The following is an 18,394-nucleotide window of genomic DNA, read 5'->3' as shown; positions in this document are numbered from 1 at the left end:
AATCGCGCGTCTTTTCACCTCATATGTAGTTCCTCTTACGCAGTCGACCGAATTTCGTCCCTCTACTTCTGTCTCTAAAGTTTGATCATGCAAACGGCGAGCGTCGGACGGGGCGCTTGCATCGGCAACGGGGCGGTTTGGGGTTCGGACGATTGGATCCCCTTACAGGAAAGCACCTGCTGGTTTGCGGATCAGATCCGGGCATTTCTGCTCGAAGGAGGGAAAATGGCATATTTCGACGCAAGCAATCCGAGCCAGGGTGCATCTTTCGCGCACAGCGCCGCACCGGTCTTCTCCTCGGAAACATCCTCCTTTTCGGCTTTCGGTGCAAAGGCAGCTCAGTATGACACCCACTCGGTGGTCTACTACGAGGGTGACCCGAGCAAACGGCTTTATGAACTCGTCAAAGGGTCGGTGATGCTCTACAAGCTCCTGCCCGACGGTCGGCGTCAGGTCGTGGAAGTGCTGCGTCCGGGCGACATTTTTGGCCTGGCCGGTAGTGACGAATACGATTGTACCGCCGAGACACTTACCGAAGCAGAAGTCAACGAAATCGACCTGAAGCAAGTCGAGCGCTCCAATGAACTTCAGCGCACGCTGAGCACCTGCCTGACAAACCAGATGCGTGTTCTTCACGAACATGCCGTGCTCCTTGGGCGCAAGTCGGCAGTTGAGCGTGTCGCAAGCTTCCTGATGCACCTCGTTCCCGACCGTGGTGGTATCGGGTGCGTTGGACCGGACAATGAAGAACAAGACGGGTTTGATCTTCATCTTCATATGACCCGGCAGGAAATCGCAGATTATCTCGGACTGACCATCGAAACAGTCAGTCGTGTCGTGTCCGACTTGAAACGCCGCGGCGTCATCAGGGTCGACAAGGCAGACAAGATCCATCTGAACAAAGTTTGCAGCCTTTGTCAGATGACCGGCATGCACTAACTCCCACTTGGCATGTTCCTCCCTGGGGCTGCGGTTTCCGCAGCCTTCTTTTTTGTTTTTTTCAAATAATGACTTGAGCCGAACCTACGGTCATAGCTTAGGGAGCCTGTTCAGGAGGTTCCCATGGATAAGACAAGCCCTCAGGATGTGTTGTTGACTGCGGCGGAGTGCGCCGCACGAACCGGAATCTCAGTGAGAACTCTCCGGGTCTATGAAGCAAACGGTCTACTGTCACCTGTTCGCTCACAGAAGAACTGGAGGCTGTACAGCTCTGGAGACATAGCCAGGCTGAACGAAATCCTGAGCTTGAAACAGCTTGGCCTCAGTCTGTCGGCCATTGCCGAGATTTTGGAAGGGCGAATGACGGATGTCGGCCGACTGCTGGACATTCAAAAAACAATACTGACCGCCCGTCAGGAACAGGCTGAACGCGGCCTCCGTCTCGTGGCCCAGCTTCAATCCAAGAACCTGGCTGGAGAAGGCTTGTCTATGGGTGATCTCCTTGATTTGGCAAAGGAGACAAAAATGAACGAAGCAGCGGATGAATATGCTTGGAAGCGATATGACCAAGCGCGTCCCCGAACGGAGATCGAGCCTGATCGGGAAAACCTGCAGGCTTGCGCTGGCGAATATCGTTTTGAGGACGGTATTGCGATCAGGATCACCTCAACCGGCAAGGCACTGCGTGGAGAGTTGCTTGGCCAACCGGAGTTCGATCTCTTTGCGGAAGCACCGGACAGGTTCTTTCTGAAGGTGACACCGGCACAGTTCACGTTTTCACGAGATGCGGAAGGCGCGGTTGAAGGATTGGTCCTGCACCAAGGTGGTTTCGAAATGAAAGCTGAAAGGTGCGCCGAAGGTGTCTTTGCGACGGCGAAAGCCAAACTGGAGGACAGAATTCGGAACAAGACGCCCTTTGCCGGTGGTGAACAGAAACTGCGCCGGCTGATTGGCGAACATCGCGAGGGAAAACCGGACTATGTCGAAATGACGCCTGTTTTGAAGTCACTTGTCGAGGAGCAACTGCCGGTCGTGGTCAAAGAACTTGAGCGTCTTGGTCAGATGAGATCGGTCGAGTTCCGCGGTGTTGGGGTCGATGGCTTTGACATCTATATAGTCGAATTTGAGAACGGGCGAATGGAATGGGGCTTGTCGCAATGCCCGGATGAGACACTCAATGGCCTCTTTATGAGGCCGGTTCCTTAAGTCCTACGTGAAAGAAAAGCCCGGAACGTCCGGGCTTTTCACGAATATTCAGATGGCTGCAGAATGGCGGGCCTTGCCCTCGGAAAGGTAGGCGTCGAAGGCGGCTGCCGCGAGCCTGACATAGGGGCGGCCCGCATCCGTTACCTCGACCTTGGCATTGTCGTTTGCACCGAGGTCCAGCCGAACAAGGCCATCTCTTGCAAGGTCTTGAAGAGCGTCGATAGCGTCTGAAAGATCATGGGTCGACAAGCCAAATGCATTGCAGGCGGGCTTGAGATCGCAGGAATAGTTGGTCATCAACTCTTCAATGATGTGACCGCGCAACCGGTCGTCCGCAGAAAGTGCGAGTCCCTTCGACACCGGTAGCTTGCCGGCTTCAACACTGCGGCGCCAGTTGCCGACATCCGGCATATTCTGAATGTATCCGTTCGACACCTTGCCGATGGAGGAAACGCCAAAGCCGATTAATTGTTCGCCCTGATCCGTCGTGTAACCCTGAAAATTCCGTTTAAGCGATCCATCCATCAGGGCAATTGCCATGCTGTCATCGGCACGTGCGAAATGGTCGAGACCGATGGCAACATAACCGGCTTTCAGCAATTCGGCTCTCGCCAGATCAGCCAGTGCGATGCGTTCAGCTGCTGTCGGCAAGGTGCTTTCGTCAATCAGTTTCTGGTGCTTGCGCATCCAGGGCACATGGGCATAGCCGAAAAGCGCAATCCGCCCCGGCGCCAGCGCAAGAGTTTTTTCAACCGTATCGAGGATAGTTTCTCTGGACTGGCCAGGCAGCCCATACATCAGATCGAAATTGAGGTCGTCTAGACCGGCTGCTCGGAGATTGGCCGTTGCGCGCTCCACGATCTCAAAGGGTTGAATTCTGCCGATCGCCCTTTGCACTTCCGGATCGAAGTCTTGAACGCCAAGGCTGGTCCGGTTGATACCGATGGTGGCCAAGGTCTCCGCCAGACCGGCGGATACCAGACGCGGATCCAGTTCGATTGCGTGTTCAACGTCGGGAGCGAAATTGAACATCACCCGCAACAATCCGGCCAGATCCACAAGGCTTTCTCGCGGAAGCAAGCTCGGGGTGCCGCCGCCCCAATGTATGTGCCTGACGGGGCCTGCCTTTTGAAGTTGCGCACCGACAAGAGAAATTTCCTTCCCCAATGTCGCGGCATAGGCCTTTAGCGGCGCATCTTGACGGGTTGCTTTGGTGTGACACCCGCAATAATGACAAAGCTCCCGGCAAAACGGCACATGCAGATAAAGCGAGAGCGAGTCAGCCGGCGTGACCGCCCGAAGCCAATCTGCATAGGTCTCTGCCGTGACGCCGTCATGAAAATGGGGCGCAGTCGGGTAGCTCGTGTAGCGCGGTACATTGCGCAGTGCATAGGAAAGCGGATCTTTCATCATGGTTCTTGTTTCTGATATTTCGCCGATCCGTTCCTTGATCTTGCTCAAGCGTCTGTTTGAAGTCAGGCGAGAATTTCCGGGAAGGGGCAAAGCTTGACTGAAATGCGCACATCAACCACGCCCAAGCGCTCCGATAAGCCCGCCGCCGGCACCTACCGCCTCCATGGATCTCCTGACAGCGCCAATCTGGTTGTGCGGCTTGTGCTGGAAGAAATGGAGACGCCCTATCAATATGTGCCGGTTGACCGGCTTCGTTCAGAGCAGAATTCCGAAGCCTATCTGAAACTCAATCCGCAAGGCCTTATTCCGGTATTAGAAGTGCCGGGGCAAGATGCCCCGCTTTTTGAGACCGGTGCCATTCTCCTTCATCTCGTCGAGACGCATGGCTGTCTCGGTCCGGCTGTTGGCTCCTTGGAACGGGGCCGGTTCCTCAAGTGGCTTTTCTTCATTTCCAATACCCTTCATTCGGAACTGAGGATTTCGTTCAAGCCGTACAAATATGTTGCGGAAGGAAGGGCGGCCGAAGATCTGTCAGACGGGCTCATCTTGCGGATTGCGCGGAGCTTTGACCTGCTCGACCGCGAAATCTCGGCAAGCGGCGGTCCGTATCTCATGGGACAGGAGCTGACTTGTCTGGATCACTATGCAGCCTGTTGCGCGCGTTGGGCGCAGATCTATCGCAACGACGGCAAATGGGCTCCGCTTGGCACACCCTATCTTAAACGCATGATTGAGGAGCTGGAGGATCGCCCTGCAGTCAATCGCGCTTGCAGTCTCGAAGGCATTAAGGGGTTGCCCTTCAGCGAACCGAAACCTGTCACCTTGCCTGGTACAACGGCTTAAGTCTGACAAATTGGCCGATCTGCCATTCAGCTTATGTTGATTGAAGCAATCAAGCATGCCAAAGCTGTAGGACGGTTCTATAGGGTATCTTCCCTATCAGAAAACGGTTGCTCATGAATTCGATGTCTATCGAGACGGTCTTCGGCCGCGTTCTCCTTACGGTACTGATTGCCGCGTTGGGAGGAACAGCGTTTTATATTATGGACCTTCCGGCCGCGTGGCTTTCTGGCGCGATGGTTTTTGTTGCGCTTGCAACGCTGGCGGGTGCGCCAACATTGCTGCCCGACAAGCTTCGTGACGCGCTGTTCGTCTTGATCGGCCTGTCAATGGGAGCCGGCGTCCGTCCCGATGTCCTGGAACGGATAGGAGAATGGCCAGTTTCCATGGCCTTGCTGGTTGTTGTTGTGGTTGCCGTGACAATGGCAGGGTATGTCGTGCTGCATTTCGGCGCCAAATGGTCACGTGATACGGCTTTTTTCGGAGCAATTCCCGGCGCGCTGAACTACGTGATTGCGTTGGCGACAGAGCGCGGCGCGGACCTGCCGCGCATTGCCTCCAGTCAGTCTCTCCGTCTTTTTGTGTTGGTCGCAATATTGCCCTTCGCTGTCGTGACATCCAATGGTGAACCGACAGGGCAGGGAATGTCGGTCATCGTTTCCACGCCTCTGGAAATCCTTTTGGGTTTGCCGCTTTGTCTGGCAGCCAGCTTTTTGGCCGTAAAGCTTCGGGTGCCTGGCGGGTGGATGACCGGTGCCTTTTTTATGAGCGCGGGGCTCAACGCGACAGGTCTTCTGACCCTGGCTCTACCTGAATTTGTTGTGCTGCCCTGCTTTGTCATGATGGGAGCGATGATCGGTTGCCGATTTGCCAACATGACATTTCGCCAATTCATGAGCGTGTTGGGCGCATCGATTGCCGCGTTTTGTGCCGCCTTTCTGACGTCGATTGCCGGAGCACTGCTCCTGTCGGAACTGGCCGGCATTCCCTTTGGTCAGGCGCTTCTTGCCTATGCGCCCGGCGGACTGGAAGTCATGACGCTGCTTGCCTTCATGCTCGATCTCGATCCTGCCTTTGTCGCCGCCCATCAGATTGTCCGATTCACAAGCATGGTTTTGTTGCTGCCGCTGATAACCGTTCTGGTCCTGGGCAGGCGGCCAACCTGAAGCGTCAATGAGGGAAAGACAGAAATCGCAGTCTTGTTTGAACAGTTTGTTCCAAGCTTGCGCGGTTCTCAATGCGAACAAGAAAAAAGGGCCGTTTTGCAACGGCCCTTTTGATTTGCGAAACGATCTGTCTCAAGCGGCTGTGCGCAGGCTCAGTTGTTCCAGCTGGAACTTGATATCGGCAATATGGTCCAGCTTCAGCGGGAACTGCAGCGTGGTGCCATGATCGTCCGTTACCGAGACGCGCGCCTGAACAGGCTCTTTCAGCCACTCCGTCTCAAACACGACAGGTGTCCCGGCCGGGCAATCGAGTTTGACATCGATCACGCAGTTGGCCGAAGAGATGCTAACACATTGTGCGGTCATCTGGTTGTCGCCAACGCTCAGATTGGCGGCCCAGTCGACAGCATAGATCCGATAGGTCTCGTCATCGGACCTGTTGCCGATCGCGCCGAGGAAGGTTTCGACCTCCGAGCCCAGGAGCACGGCCTCATCATAGACAACGGCGCTCCCTCTTTTGACAAGAAGCGACGAAGACGCGCAGTTTTCTGCGTTGTCGCGCATGACGGAGACGCTATCACGAACCCTCATTGCATTGCTCGACACGGTTTCCATGCTCTGCGCGATTTCCGAGGTTGCGCTTTGCTGTTGCGAAACCGAGGCTGCAATGCTGTTGGCAACTTCGCTGATTTCCTGAACAGTCTCGTAAATCTCGCTCATGTGCTGTTCAGCGCCCTGGGCAGTGCGTTGAACAGCGCCAACCTGATTGCCGATTTCACCTGTGGCGCGCGCGGTCTGTGCAGCAAGCTCCTTGACTTCGGAGGCAACCACCGCAAATCCCTTGCCCGCTTCACCTGCACGCGCGGCTTCAATCGTCGCATTCAGGGCCAGGAGGTTGGTCTGGTCCGCAATTTCGCGAATGAGATCGACCACACTTGTGATCTGGTCTGCTGCGCTGACAAGTTCCGCAAAGTTCGAGCGCGTTTCTTCCGCCTTTCCGGAAGCCTTCGTGGCAATTTCCGCCGAGTGGTCGGCGTTTCGCTGAATTTCCTGAATGGAGGAAATCAGTTCCTCGGCGGCGGAGGAAACCGTTGCGACCATGCCGGAGGTTTCCGAGGCGTCCTGATCAAGTGTTAAAGCCTGCGACGTTGAATGATCTGCATTCTGGGTCAGGTCTTCGGCGGTCGTGGACATTTCGGTGGACGATTCTGACATACGTTTGAAAATGCCGCGGATGGTGTTGCCGAAGATTCCGACCATCTGATCGAGTTCGTCCCTGCGCCGTTGCGAAGTCTCGCGGTCCCTTTCCTGCTCTTCGCGCATTTTGTGGCGCTCGATCAGACCGTCCCGGAACACGATGACCGAACGGGTCATATCTGCGACTTCGTCCTTGCCACGCGGTTCAGCGACATGTGTGTCGAGCCTGTTTTCAGAAAGGTCGTGCATGGTGCCCGAAAGCTGGACGATGGGGCGGCTTATCATGCGTCCGAGGACAATAGCGGCTGACAGGCCAAGGACCAATCCAACCAGCGTTCCAGCAATCGAAAACAGAATTGCGCTGGATGTCTGTGCGTGAACCAGATCTTCGAGCTTGTGTTCGGCCTCGATTGCGAAGTTTTTGATCAATTCCAGATCGTCAGTGATGATCTTCGCCTCGGCCTGCATGACATCCTTTTCGAGCCGTTTGATGTCCTGATCAAGTGCACGGTAGTCGTTCAGGGCCGCGACGTAGACTTCTATCTGATGAACGGCATCTTCAACGAGTGCTTTGTCTTCACCTTTCAGCGCCGCCATGGAGTCGCTCGTAAGGTCTTTCTTGACCCGCTCAATCTCCGAAAGAGCGTAGTCGAGTTCGCTCTCATCGTGTGAATAGACATATCGGTTGGCATGATCGCGGGCGATCAGCAGGTGAACCGTCGCATCCGTGACGAGATCAAGTGTCTCGCTTGGGGTCTCGCTTGCGAGCTCGCCTTCCAGTTTATGCTTGAAGACCGTCAAAATTTCCGACTGCAACTTGTCGCCTGTTTTGTGGAGCTGATTGTCCACAATAACGAGCTGCTGTTCACGCTCCTCGGCGAGTTTCTGGAAGTTTTTCCAATAGATCTCGATATGTTTTTTCGCATCCTCGAGGCGTTCAACCTCTTCCGGCACATGCAGTTTTTTCAGCTTTTCATCGATCATGAAAGCGACACTAGTGCGCGCAACATCAACCTTCTCGAGATTTTCAGGAGTTGGATTGGTGACGTATTCTATCGCCGAGATCTCCATCTCTGAAAACCCTTGCGTGATGTCCGCCGCGGCAGCAAGAGCATTGCCGTGCTCGGAGAATTCGGAGAATTCGTGATCGAGTGTTTGAAACATCAGGGCGGATTTTCCGCCGAGAAAGAGCATCACGACAAGTAATGCACCGAAGGCAAGCAGAAGTTTCTGCGTAAGCCGCATATTATAAAACCAGGCCACGATTACCCCTCCGAAAGCGTGGATGAATGTCTAGATCAGCTCGAGGTGAGATCGCGCACTGTGTCGATCAGAACTTCGTTTGTGAAAGGCTTCTTCAGAACTGCGTCGGCCTGCGAAGAAGGAAGATGAAGTGCTTCCTTCGCAGGAATGCCGGCCCCCCGCCTGACATGGCGACCACTTTGGGCCCTGCCGGTGCAGACTTGAGCGCAAACACGACATCTGTGCCGTCCGTTGCCGGCATCATGATATCGGTGATCACGAGATCGAATGTCCGGCTAGAAGCGATATCGAGACCTTTCTGACCGTCCTCGGCCTCGACAACTTCATGCCCAGCTTTCCGCAAGGTGGCCGCAATCGCGTGGCGAACCGGCTGCATATCGTCAATCAGCAGAATTTGACACACGGCATTCTCCTCCAAGTACTATCTAAAAGCTACCTTGCGTAACGTTGGGCAGATCTAAAGTAAACATACAACCGTATCCACGTCCGTCTGGTTGTATTAAGCCCTCACTAAGATGAATTATTCCACCAATATTATTAATAATTTGCAAAGCGACGGGAAGGCCAAGTCCAGAGCTATTTTTACTTAAGCTTCTTGAGTAAAAGGGTTTGAATATTTTATCTCTATCAGCTTTTTCAACGCCGGGTCCATTGTCAGAGATGGAAATCTGAAGTCGGGTACTTTCAATTTTCCGGAGTTCTATACGTATTATCCCTAGATGCTTCGTCGCTTGGGATGCGTTGGTGATGATATTGATTAATACTTGTGCAAACAGAGTTTCATTGATCGGTATAGCCAGATCTGCTGGAACGTTCCGAAAGTCGGTTTGAATACTGACAGTTGCCGGCAGCATGAGCTGCACCAGTGAGATTGTGCGGATCAGGGCGTCAGGCAGGTGAGTCGATTCGGAACTGTTTTGAAATTCCCCACGTGAAAGGCCGAGCAAGTTGTTGGAGAGGTCCGCAGCTTGATGCGCGCTATAGCGTGCCATATCCAGATCGGCCCTGATCGCGGGGTCGGGGATGTCAGGCAAATGAAGTGAAATCAGGCTCTCTATGGGATGCAGCAGATTGTTCAGCTGATGGGCGAGTGCACCTGACGCAGTCCCGAGTGTTTCAAGACGGTTCTGCGTCTTTTCCTTTTCTTCCCTAAGGCGTTCCTGGGTGATGTCGCGTTGAATGCCCAAATAGGCTGAAAGCCGTCCTGATTTGTCGAAGATCGGTGCCATGCGCAAAGCGTTCAGGAATGGCTCCCCGTCTTTCTTGTAGTTCAGTACGATGATGTCGATTGGTTTCTGGTCTTCAATGGCCTTCCGAATTCTGGCGACATCGTCCCTGTTGGTGCTCTCGCCCTGCAGAAACCTGCAGTTCCGACCAAGGGCTTCATCTGAGGCGTAGCCGGTTGTTTTCGTGAATGCCGGGTTCACATAGGTGAGCGGCAAGTCCGGCTGGCTTACATCGGAAACGCTGATGGTGTCCGGAGAACCTTCAAGGATCGACTTTAAGAGATCCGGGGCTCCTTTGATCAGGTGCCCCAGGGCTGCGTATCCGTCGTTGCTAGAGTCCGGCATATCCGTGTTGCCCCCGGTGCATTGAAGAACTTGCAATGCAAAAGGTATTCACAGACTGGAAAAAACGGAAGGCACTTGATGCGGTAAAACCACAGTCTTGGTTATGTCAGCACATAGTGCAGTGCCCCGAAACTGCCCCGCCATTCCGCTACACGTCCGGCCATTGCTTCGGGATCATTTGACCGCAGAGCCTCAGCGATCAGATGCGCCAGTTGCGGCATATGGATATCGTCCATACCCCAGCGCACAAGTTCAGGAGTGCCAATTCTCAAGCCGTTCATGTCACCGGCAACATCCGCGGCAGGCAAGCCGATGCCGCAAGCCAGGAAGCCTGCCTTGCGGAGTTTTTTAGATGCAGTCTGCCCACCGCCAAACGCAGCCGCTTCAAGAGCAAATTGGTGTGAAGCGGTAAATCCGTTGCCGGTCTTGAAGACAGGCATCCCTTCATCAGCAAGTGCCGCGGCAAGTGCCTGTGCGGTGTCTGCCATTTTCCGGGCATAGGAAGTCCCGAATTCGCGCCAGTCCAGCAATGTGATGGCCAGTGCGGCCGACTTGGCCACGTCGAAATTGGCCGTCATGCCCGGAAACGCGATTGCATCAAGCTTCTGCGCCAGGTCCGCCTCGTTTGTGACGATCAGGCCACCGGCGGGGCCGCCGAGGCTTTTGTAGGTGCTCATCGTCATCAAGTGGGCGCCCTCCGAAAGCGGGTCTGCAAATACACCGCCGGCGATCATTCCGCACTGATGGGCTGCATCGAACAGGACCAGGGCGCCGACTTCGTCCGCTATTTCCCGAATGTCCGCAACAGGATGCGGAAAGAGGTTTAAACTCATTCCGATGGTGATGAGCTTCGGTTGCTTCTCGCGGGCAAGCTGCCGCAGGCCGTCAATGTCGAGTGTGTAGCCGTCGGCATCGACCGGGGCCGTGTGGATTTCAAGACCGTAGAGGCCGGCGCAGCCTGGCTGGTGGTGGGTCACATGGCCACCGACCGATGCCGGAGGAGCGATAATGACATCGCCCGCACGCGTGGTAGCCATGAAGGCATAAAGATTGGCCATTGCTCCGGAAGCGACCCGGATTTCCGAATGGGTAGATCTGAAAATTTCGCAAGCCAGTGAGCTCGCCAAAACCTCGATCTCTTCAATGGCTTCAAGACCCATTTCATATTTGTCGCCTGGATATCCGAGCGAAGGCCTGGAGCCGAGACCGCTTGCCAGCAGTGCTTCGGCCCGAGGGTTCATGACATTGGTCGCAGGGTTGAGGTTGAAACAGTTCTTTTCGTGGATGGTCCGGTTTTCGTCGGCCAACGCTTCAATGCGTGAGACGATCTGCTGCGAATTCAGTTCGCAGGAAGCATCCTTGATGCCGTCAATCCGTGAAATGGCTTCAGCAGGCAACCAGGGATGTGTGTCTCGTGCACTCATGTCTCAACTCCAGTTTCTCGTCTGCACCAGATTGTCGCGGAAACTTGCGCTAGGACAAACAAGATTTTAGAAATTTAAGGGCTAGAAAAATTAGGTCTCAGATCATGTCAGTTGCCCCTCCGGTCCCCCGGCTGCCGTCTCTCAATGCCTTGCGGGCGTTCGAAGCTTCAGCAAGGTTGGGCGGGTTCGCACAGGCAGCACAAGAACTGAATGTGTTGCCTGGAGCTGTTGCAGCCCTGGTCAAGAAATTGGAAGAAGACATCGGGGCGCCGCTATTTGAACGCCATGTGCGTGGTGTGCGTTTGACACCGCTTGGTGAAAGAGCATTACCCGGTTTTGTCACCGTTTTTGACGATCTGGGCCAGACCGTCCGCGAGCTTCGACGCGAAGCAGAACCGCGCAAGGTTCACATCGCGGCATTGCCAGCGCTTGCGGAACTCTGGCTGGCACCCCGTCTGCCCGCTATCCGGGCGAAATATCCGGACATGGATATTTCTGTAACGGCTCTGGAGGTGCCTCCGAACCTCAAGCGTGTTCCCTTTGATTTGTGCCTTTTCTATGCGGACGCGCAAGATCGTGGGGCAACCGTCATTTCGTCAGATGAGTTGTTGCCTGTGTGCACCCCAGCGATTGCCGCGACGCTTAGAACACCTATGGATCTCGATAATGTCACCTGCCTGACCGACAGTGCCTGGTCGGATGACTGGCGCAATTGGGCATCCCGTTCTTTAGACGGCTGGGAGTTTGTTCCCAAGGGACCGGTCTATTCCCTCTACTCGCTGGCGGTTCAGGAGGCTCTTAGCGGCGCTGGTGTTCTGATGGCGCACAAGCGCCTGATTGAGGAACACTTGCATTCAGGAGATTTGGTGGCTCCATTCGCCATATCCACGCCGCTCGAGATGCCGATATGTCTGTGGAGCCTCCCGGGTGGGCAAGGCAACAAGGCGGTTGACGATGTGACGATGGAACTGAAAAGACTGGCCGGCCAGACCGCTTGAACAAGATCAGACTACCGCAGCTGATCAGGTGTTGCCGCGCACTTTGCCACCGCGCCATAAGATGAACAGCCCCGATCCGACGATGACGCCGCATCCGATCAGCATTTGCGCATCGATTGTTTCTCCAAACCAGACAACACCCAATAGGACACCGAATAGAAGCCTGGAATAGCGGAAAGGCGCGACCGTGGCGATTTCACCTTTGCGCATCGCTTTCATCAGCGCGGTATAGGCAAAGATGCCGAAAAAAACGGCGGCCAGAAGAGCGAAAACGCTGTTGGGGGAGGAGTGACAAATACCGGTTGTTCCCAGAGACCGAACAAGAGCCCGGCGATGAGTATGGTCACGAAGCCGTAGAATCCCAGTACATTTGTGCTGAGCGATGCCGGAGCTGCCCGGCTGGCCAGATCACGGCCGGAAAAGCCGAGCATGCCGATGACCGCAAGCAGTGACAAGGGCGTAAACGATCCGCTGTCAGGCCGCAAAACGATAATGACGCCGACAAGACCGACGAGAATTGCTGTCCATCGGCGCCAGCCGACTTTCTCGCCAAAGAAAAGCGCAGCGCCCAACACAACAAAAATCGGTGTGGCCTGAAGAATGACTGTTGTGGCCGAGAGGGGCGTGAGGGCCAGAGCGAGAATATAAAACAACCGTCCAACGAGCTCGAAACCGAAACGCACCTGCATTACGGGCGACAGGGCTTCGCGCCTGAACACGCGCTCACCATTAAAGACTGCCAGGGCCCAGAACGCCAATGCACCTCCGATACCAAACAAGACAAGTATTTCGCTGACAGGCAGCTGTCGCGCCGCCTGTTTCACAAACGCATCCTCCAATGCGAACGCCGCCATGGCAGCGATCATCCAGAGGCTACCGGCAAGGTTCGCTGGCAAAGGCGTTTTATTCTCGTGCGACGATGACAAGAAGCATGTCCTGATTTGGAGGCACCGGCCCCACTGAAACCAGTGCCGACGTGAGGAAGGCAGAGACGAAGTAGCACAGCTTACCTGCAGGTGCGCTTAAAATTCGTGGTTCAGGGACGTAAACGACCGGCAATTACCGGTTGGAAAAATGGGCAAATCAAGGGCCTTTGCGGGGATCGGGCCGAGAGCTGCGACATTGTGCCGATCAGGTGCGACAACCTGCACTCAACCTTTTGTCTAGAGGGACTGTATGACCCCATTGATATGAATCAACGCGGCTCGGGAAAAGTCGTGTGCATGGTCGTGCCATCGTTGGCACCTTGTATGGATTCTAAGGACTGGGGCGCTGAAATGGCACAAAATAAGGCCAAAATGATCTCGCTCGAGGAAGGCGGATTTGCAATCTTCCTCGTAGTGCTTGCTTTTGCCTGCCTGATCGTGGCGGGCAAGACTTTTGATCAGGTCATGGCATTTCACGCTGGCATCGGCACATTGTTTGCCGCTGTGGGCGTGTTTTTTATCTTCAAAAACTACTTCGACGATGGCGGGGAACCGATCCCGGCTGAAATCGACGGAAAACCTAACTACAACATGGGACCGGTCAAATTCGGGACCATAGCAGCAGTATTCTGGGGGCTGGCCGGGTTTACGGTCGGGCTCGTGATCGCATTGCAGCTGGCATGGCCAGCGCTGAATTTCGATCTTCCCTGGACCAATTTCGGGCGCTTGCGTCCCCTGCACACCTCAGCCGTGATTTTCGCCTTTGGCGGCAACGTGCTGCTGGCCACGTCAATGTATGTGGTGCAAAGGACCAGCCGGGCTCGCATGCCGGGCAGGATCCTGCCCTGGTTCGTTATTCTCGGCTATAACGCATTCATCGTTATTGCCGGCACTGGATACCTTCTGGGCGTGACCCAGAGTAAGGAATATGCGGAACCGGAATGGTATGCCGATCTGTGGCTGACCATTGTCTGGGTCTTCTATCTGTTCTTGTTCCTCGGCACGCTCTGGAAGCGGAAAGAGCCGCATATCTATGTGGCCAACTGGTTCTATCTGGCGTTCATCGTCACGATTGCCATGCTTCACATCACCAACAACCTGACGATACCGGTGTCGATCTATTCGACCAAGTCCTACATTGTCTGGTCGGGCGTACAGGACGCGATGGTGCAATGGTGGTACGGCCACAACGCGGTCGGGTTCTTCCTGACAGCCGGCTTCCTGGCCATCATGTACTACTTCATTCCGAAGCAGGCTGACCGGCCGGTCTATTCGTACCGTCTGTCAATCGTCCACTTCTGGGCGCTGATCTTCCTCTACATCTGGGCTGGACCGCACCACCTTCACTATACGGCTCTGCCGCAATGGGCATCGACCCTGGGTGCAACCTTCTCCATCATCCTGTGGATGCCGTCCTGGGGTGGCATGATCAACGGTCTGATGACCCTTTCGGGTGCTTGGGACAAGCTGAGAACCGATCCGGTTCTGCGCATGATGGTTGTCTCGGTTGCATTCTACGGAATGTCGACCTTTGAAGGTCCGCTGATGAGCCTGCGCTCGGTCAACTCGCTGTCACATTACACCGACTGGACCATTGGCCATGTGCATTCCGGTGCTCTCGGCTGGGTGGGTTACATCTCCTTCGGCGCGATCTACTGCCTCGTTCCATGGCTTTGGAACAAGAAGCAGCTCTATTCGCTGAAGCTGGTGAACTGGCACTTCTGGCTGTCGACGCTCGGTATCGTTCTCTACATCACAGCGATGTGGGTGTCCGGTATCATGCAGGGCCTGATGTGGCGCGCATACGACAGTCTCGGCTTCCTTGAATATTCGTTCGTGGAAACCGTGGAAGCGATGCATCCCTTCTACATCATCCGTGCTCTCGGCGGTGCGCTCTTTGTGATCGGCGCTGTGATCATGGCCTATAATCTCTGGATGACCGTCCGTCATGGCGAGGCTGAAGAAGCCGATGCTGCGCCGGCTGGCTCCCTGGCTCCGGCCGAATAGGGGAGGGACAAAAATGTCTGCATGGAAAAAACACGAAGTCTTTGAGAAGAACTCCTTTGTTCTGCTGATCGGCATTCTGGTGGCGGTCGCCATAGGCGGTCTGGTCGAGATTGCGCCGCTCTTTTACTTGAAGAGCACGATCGAGAAGACCGTCGGAATGCGGCCCTACACGCCGCTCGAGCTCAAGGGGCGTGACATCTACATCCGTGAGGGATGTTACCTCTGCCACTCGCAGATGGTGCGCCCGATGCGGGACGAGATGGAACGCTATGGTCATTTCTCGCTGGCGGCGGAGTCAATGTATGACCATCCGTTCCAGTGGGGGTCCAAGCGTACAGGCCCGGACCTTGCCCGCGTTGGCGGCAAGTATTCCGACGCCTGGCACACTGAGCACCTGATCGACCCAAGGTCTCTGGTTCCCGCGTCTATCATGCCCGGCTATCCGTTCCTGGCGGAAAACAAGCTGGATACGCGTGACACTCAATCGGCCCTGACGGTCAACAGCATCGTTGGTGTGCCTTACACCGAAGAGCAGATTGAGAACGCCGCCAGCGACCTGATGGGACAAGCTCGGCCGGACACGGATGCAGCTTATGCATTCGAGGAACGCTGGCCGACGGCTCAGATCCGTGATTTCGACGGCAACCCTGACGCCGTTACCGAGATGGACGCACTCGTCGCCTATCTCCAGGTGCTCGGCACGATGGTGGACTTCTCCATCTACGACAACAAGGCAAACTCGAGGTAAGGGCGATGAACGAAACGTATACCGCTTTCGCAGGCTTCGCACAGACCTGGGGCCTACTCTACTTCATGATCCTGTTTGGCATCGTCCTGGCCTATGCGTTGTGGCCAAAGAACCGCAAAAAGTTCGACGATGCAGCTCAGATCCCGTTTCGGGAGGATTGATTGATGGCTGACGCACACAATAAGGAAGTCGACCAGGTTTCCGGGGTCGAAACAACCGGTCACGAGTGGGATGGCCTGAAGGAACTGAACAATCCCTTGCCGAGGTGGTGGCTGTATCTCTTTTACGTCACCATCGCCTGGGCGGTTGTTTACTGGATCCTTTATCCGGCCTGGCCGTTGGTAACCAGTTACACCACAGGTGTCCTCGGTGCCAACCAGCGCATGGAAGCGATTGCCGCTTATGATCAGGGTATTGCCGACCGGTCCGAGTTTGCCGACAAGATTGTCGCAACCTCGCTACAGGACATTTCGGCTGATCAGGATATGCTGCAATTTGCATTGGCAAACGGACAGGCTGCCTTCGGTGACAACTGTGCACCTTGCCATGGCAGCGGCGGCACGGGTGCGGAGGGTTATCCAAACCTGCAGGATGACACCTGGCTTTGGGGAGGCACATTGGATGACATCCAAACCACCTTGCTCCATGGCATCCGCACAACCAATGACGACACCCGTTTCGGTGACATGCCGGCATATGGCCGCGACGAGCTTCTGAGCAAGGACGAGATCAATCAGGTTTCGAACTTCGTCGCATCCAAAGCTGGACTGGAAACGGACGAGGGTGTTGATCTGGCCGCTGGGCAGACGCTCTACGAAGACAATTGCGCGGCATGTCATGGCGACAACCTCGAAGGTATCCAGGAAGTCGGAGCACCGAGCTTGATGTCGGCCAACTACCTTTATGGCAAATCGCTTGATGCCATCAAGGCACAGGTCACGAACCCGCGGAACGGTGTGATGCCCGCATGGGCGGATCGTCTCGATCCGGCGACCATCAAGTCGTTGACGGTTTACGTCCACTCCTTCGGTGGTGGTCAGTAAAACTGTCAGGCCGGGCCTGCAATTCACAGGACTGATGCGACAAAAACGCCAGATGGCCTGAATGATTTGATCCGGCGCAAAGTGTGACGCTTTGCGCCGGTTTATTTTGAGATACGGATGCTAAAGATCATGAGCATCTGAAAGTTCAGATCCTATTGGGGCAGGATCGCGTTTAAGAGGACGGGCGGCATGTCTACGGACACCGAAACGCATGAAGGCTCGCAATCCGACGAATGGTTTGCGTCAGCCAAAAAGATCTATCCCATGGCAACTCACGGTCTGTTTCGCAGGATCAAGTGGGCTCTGCTATTCATTACTCTGGGCATCTACTACTTCCTGCCTTTCATTCGTTATGACAGGGGGCCGAACGCACCGGGACAGGCTGTTCTGGTCGATATGGAGCACCGGCGGGCATATTTTTTCTTTATCGAAATCTGGCCGCAGGAAGTCTATTACCTCACCGGCCTTCTCATTATCGCAGCAGTGGCCTTGTTTTTGATGAACGCCGTCGCTGGCCGGATCTGGTGTGGCTATCTGTGCCCTCAGACGGTTTGGACGGATCTGTTCCTGTGGGTCGAGCGACAGGTCGAGGGTGACAGGCGCGAGCGTATCGCGTTCGACAAACAGCCCTGGACCGCCAGCAAGGTTGGCAAAAGAGCGACAAAACACTTCTTCTGGCTGATGATTGCCTGGTGGACAGGTGGAGCCTGGGTTCTTTACTTCAACGATGCCCCGACGCTGGTCTGGCAATTGCTGACGTTCCAGGCACCCATGATTGCCTATATCTGGATCGGGATACTGACCACGACGACGTATCTGCTGGCGGGTTTCATGCGGGAGCAGGTGTGCATCTATATGTGCCCCTGGCCACGGATTCAGGCTGCACTGACCGACGAAAAAGCCCTCAACGTCACCTATCGTTGGGATCGTGGTGAACCGCGCGGATCCCTGAAGCAAAACAAGAAACTCGTTGATCAGGGACTTCCCGCAGGCGATTGCATCGATTGCTACCAGTGTTTCCAGGTCTGTCCGACAGGGGTCGATATTCGCAAAGGGATGCAGCTTGATTGCATTCAGTGTGGCCTCTGCATCGACGCATGCGACAACATCATGAAGAAGGTCGGAAAGCCAACGGGCCTGATCGCTTATGATACTGACGAAAACATTGAACGCCGGATCGAAGGCAAGGAACCGGTCTACGAGATTGTCCGCGTCCGAACCGTTGTCTATGCGGCAGTCATTGCGCTGGTTGGCGCGATCATGCTGTTCGTGTTGCTCAACCGGGATTTTGCCGACATCAGCGTTCTGCACGACAGAAATCCGGTCTTTGTGGAACAGTCCGACGGATCTGTGCGCAACGGCTATTCGGTTCGTCTTTCGAACAAGCGCCGCCACGAGCGCCACTTCATGCTTCACGTGGAGGGCATGCCGCCCGAAACGCTTGTTGAAGCTGTAGGCGTCGACGAAACCTTTGCCGGTCGGCCATTCATTGAGGTTGGCCCGGACACCACGCGGGAAGTTCGGATACTGGTGACATCGCCGCCAAGTTTAGACATGCCTCATTCGACACCCGTCATCTTCCGGATCACGGAAAGCGTGATGGGTGAGGTTGTTACAGCCAGAGACACGTTCAAAGCCCCGGGAAATCCTTGA

17 protein-coding genes are annotated in these 18,394 nt (G+C 55.1%); 10 read left to right on the top strand and 7 right to left on the bottom strand.

All coding sequences use genetic code 11. The annotated features are described in order from the left end of the window. Positions 1 to 225: 225 nt before the first annotated feature. Together ACZ1HV_RS08185 and ACZ1HV_RS08180 are read left to right on the top strand one after the other, a co-directional pair. Positions 226 to 939: a Crp/Fnr family transcriptional regulator gene (locus tag ACZ1HV_RS08185; protein ID WP_298813416.1), complete on the top strand. Its 714-nt coding sequence runs from the start codon at positions 226 to 228 to the stop codon at positions 937 to 939. Positions 940 to 1,062: 123 nt separating this feature from the next. After that, positions 1,063 to 2,145 (top strand): MerR family transcriptional regulator, encoded by a 1,083-nt coding sequence (locus ACZ1HV_RS08180; protein WP_298959266.1) that lies wholly within the window; start codon positions 1,063 to 1,065, stop codon positions 2,143 to 2,145. 48 nt (positions 2,146 to 2,193) lie between these two features. Here ACZ1HV_RS08180 and hemN read toward each other — a convergent pair whose 3' ends face one another. Continuing rightward, complete coding sequence (gene hemN / locus ACZ1HV_RS08175; RefSeq protein WP_472717795.1) at positions 2,194 to 3,558, bottom strand: oxygen-independent coproporphyrinogen III oxidase; 1,365 nt, start codon at positions 3,556 to 3,558, stop codon at positions 2,194 to 2,196. 102 nt (positions 3,559 to 3,660) lie between these two features. Between hemN and ACZ1HV_RS08170 the strand changes: the two genes are divergently transcribed. Then, positions 3,661 to 4,401, top strand: coding sequence for a glutathione S-transferase family protein (locus tag ACZ1HV_RS08170; protein ID WP_472718417.1), 741 nt, complete (start codon positions 3,661 to 3,663; stop codon positions 4,399 to 4,401). 113 nt (positions 4,402 to 4,514) lie between these two features. After that, positions 4,515 to 5,564 carry an AbrB family transcriptional regulator gene (locus ACZ1HV_RS08165; RefSeq protein WP_298959272.1) on the top strand — a complete coding sequence of 350 codons (1,050 nt, stop codon included), beginning with the start codon at positions 4,515 to 4,517 and terminating at the stop codon, positions 5,562 to 5,564. 132 nt (positions 5,565 to 5,696) lie between these two features. On the opposite strand, the gene ACZ1HV_RS08160 is transcribed toward ACZ1HV_RS08165, so the two are convergent. The 4 genes from ACZ1HV_RS08160 to ACZ1HV_RS08145 form a co-directional block, all read right to left on the bottom strand. Further along, positions 5,697 to 8,024: a methyl-accepting chemotaxis protein gene (locus ACZ1HV_RS08160; protein WP_472717794.1), complete on the bottom strand. Its 2,328-nt coding sequence runs from the start codon at positions 8,022 to 8,024 to the stop codon at positions 5,697 to 5,699. A gap of 94 nt (positions 8,025 to 8,118) precedes the next feature. Then, a complete protein-coding gene (locus ACZ1HV_RS08155; protein WP_472717793.1) occupies positions 8,119 to 8,427 on the bottom strand; it encodes a response regulator in 309 nt (102 codons plus the stop codon). Between the two features lie 22 nt (positions 8,428 to 8,449). Beyond that, on the bottom strand, positions 8,450 to 9,595 hold the full coding sequence (locus tag ACZ1HV_RS08150; RefSeq protein ID WP_472717792.1) for a two-component system sensor histidine kinase NtrB: 1,146 nt from the start codon (positions 9,593 to 9,595) through the stop codon (positions 8,450 to 8,452). Positions 9,596 to 9,696: 101 nt separating this feature from the next. Beyond that, on the bottom strand, positions 9,697 to 11,019 hold the full coding sequence (locus ACZ1HV_RS08145; RefSeq protein WP_298813402.1) for a serine hydroxymethyltransferase: 1,323 nt from the start codon (positions 11,017 to 11,019) through the stop codon (positions 9,697 to 9,699). A gap of 104 nt (positions 11,020 to 11,123) precedes the next feature. Between ACZ1HV_RS08145 and ACZ1HV_RS08140 the strand changes: the two genes are divergently transcribed. Continuing rightward, complete coding sequence (locus ACZ1HV_RS08140; RefSeq protein ID WP_472717791.1) at positions 11,124 to 12,017, top strand: LysR family transcriptional regulator; 894 nt, start codon at positions 11,124 to 11,126, stop codon at positions 12,015 to 12,017. Between the two features lie 24 nt (positions 12,018 to 12,041). Here ACZ1HV_RS08140 and ACZ1HV_RS08135 read toward each other — a convergent pair whose 3' ends face one another. Further along, on the bottom strand, positions 12,042 to 12,239 hold the full coding sequence (locus ACZ1HV_RS08135; RefSeq protein WP_472718416.1) for a hypothetical protein: 198 nt from the start codon (positions 12,237 to 12,239) through the stop codon (positions 12,042 to 12,044). Beyond that, positions 12,236 to 12,943: a DMT family transporter gene (locus ACZ1HV_RS08130; protein ID WP_472717790.1), complete on the bottom strand. Its 708-nt coding sequence runs from the start codon at positions 12,941 to 12,943 to the stop codon at positions 12,236 to 12,238. The genes ACZ1HV_RS08135 and ACZ1HV_RS08130 overlap by 4 nt, the downstream gene beginning before the upstream one ends. A 351-nt stretch (positions 12,944 to 13,294) precedes the next feature. On the opposite strand from ACZ1HV_RS08130, the gene ccoN reads away from it, so the two are divergent. The 5 genes from ccoN to ccoG all read left to right on the top strand — a co-directional run bounded on the left by ccoN (position 13,295) and on the right by ccoG (position 18,394). Continuing rightward, complete coding sequence (gene ccoN, locus ACZ1HV_RS08125) at positions 13,295 to 14,950, top strand: cytochrome-c oxidase, cbb3-type subunit I (RefSeq protein ID WP_472717789.1); 1,656 nt, start codon at positions 13,295 to 13,297, stop codon at positions 14,948 to 14,950. Positions 14,951 to 14,963: 13 nt separating this feature from the next. Further along, positions 14,964 to 15,698, top strand: a complete 735-nt coding sequence (gene ccoO / locus ACZ1HV_RS08120) for a cytochrome-c oxidase, cbb3-type subunit II (protein WP_298813394.1) — start codon at positions 14,964 to 14,966, stop codon at positions 15,696 to 15,698. Positions 15,699 to 15,703: 5 nt separating this feature from the next. Continuing rightward, positions 15,704 to 15,859, top strand: coding sequence for a cbb3-type cytochrome c oxidase subunit 3 (locus tag ACZ1HV_RS08115; protein ID WP_152502866.1), 156 nt, complete (start codon positions 15,704 to 15,706; stop codon positions 15,857 to 15,859). A gap of 3 nt (positions 15,860 to 15,862) precedes the next feature. Next, positions 15,863 to 16,741: a cytochrome-c oxidase, cbb3-type subunit III gene (ccoP, locus tag ACZ1HV_RS08110; RefSeq protein WP_298959293.1), complete on the top strand. Its 879-nt coding sequence runs from the start codon at positions 15,863 to 15,865 to the stop codon at positions 16,739 to 16,741. Positions 16,742 to 16,930: 189 nt separating this feature from the next. Beyond that, positions 16,931 to 18,394: a cytochrome c oxidase accessory protein CcoG gene (gene ccoG / locus ACZ1HV_RS08105; RefSeq protein ID WP_298813389.1), complete on the top strand. Its 1,464-nt coding sequence runs from the start codon at positions 16,931 to 16,933 to the stop codon at positions 18,392 to 18,394.

This window comes from Roseibium sp. JB4-4, assembly GCF_055693425.1.
This window is presented reverse-complemented; position numbering and strand designations above follow the sequence as displayed.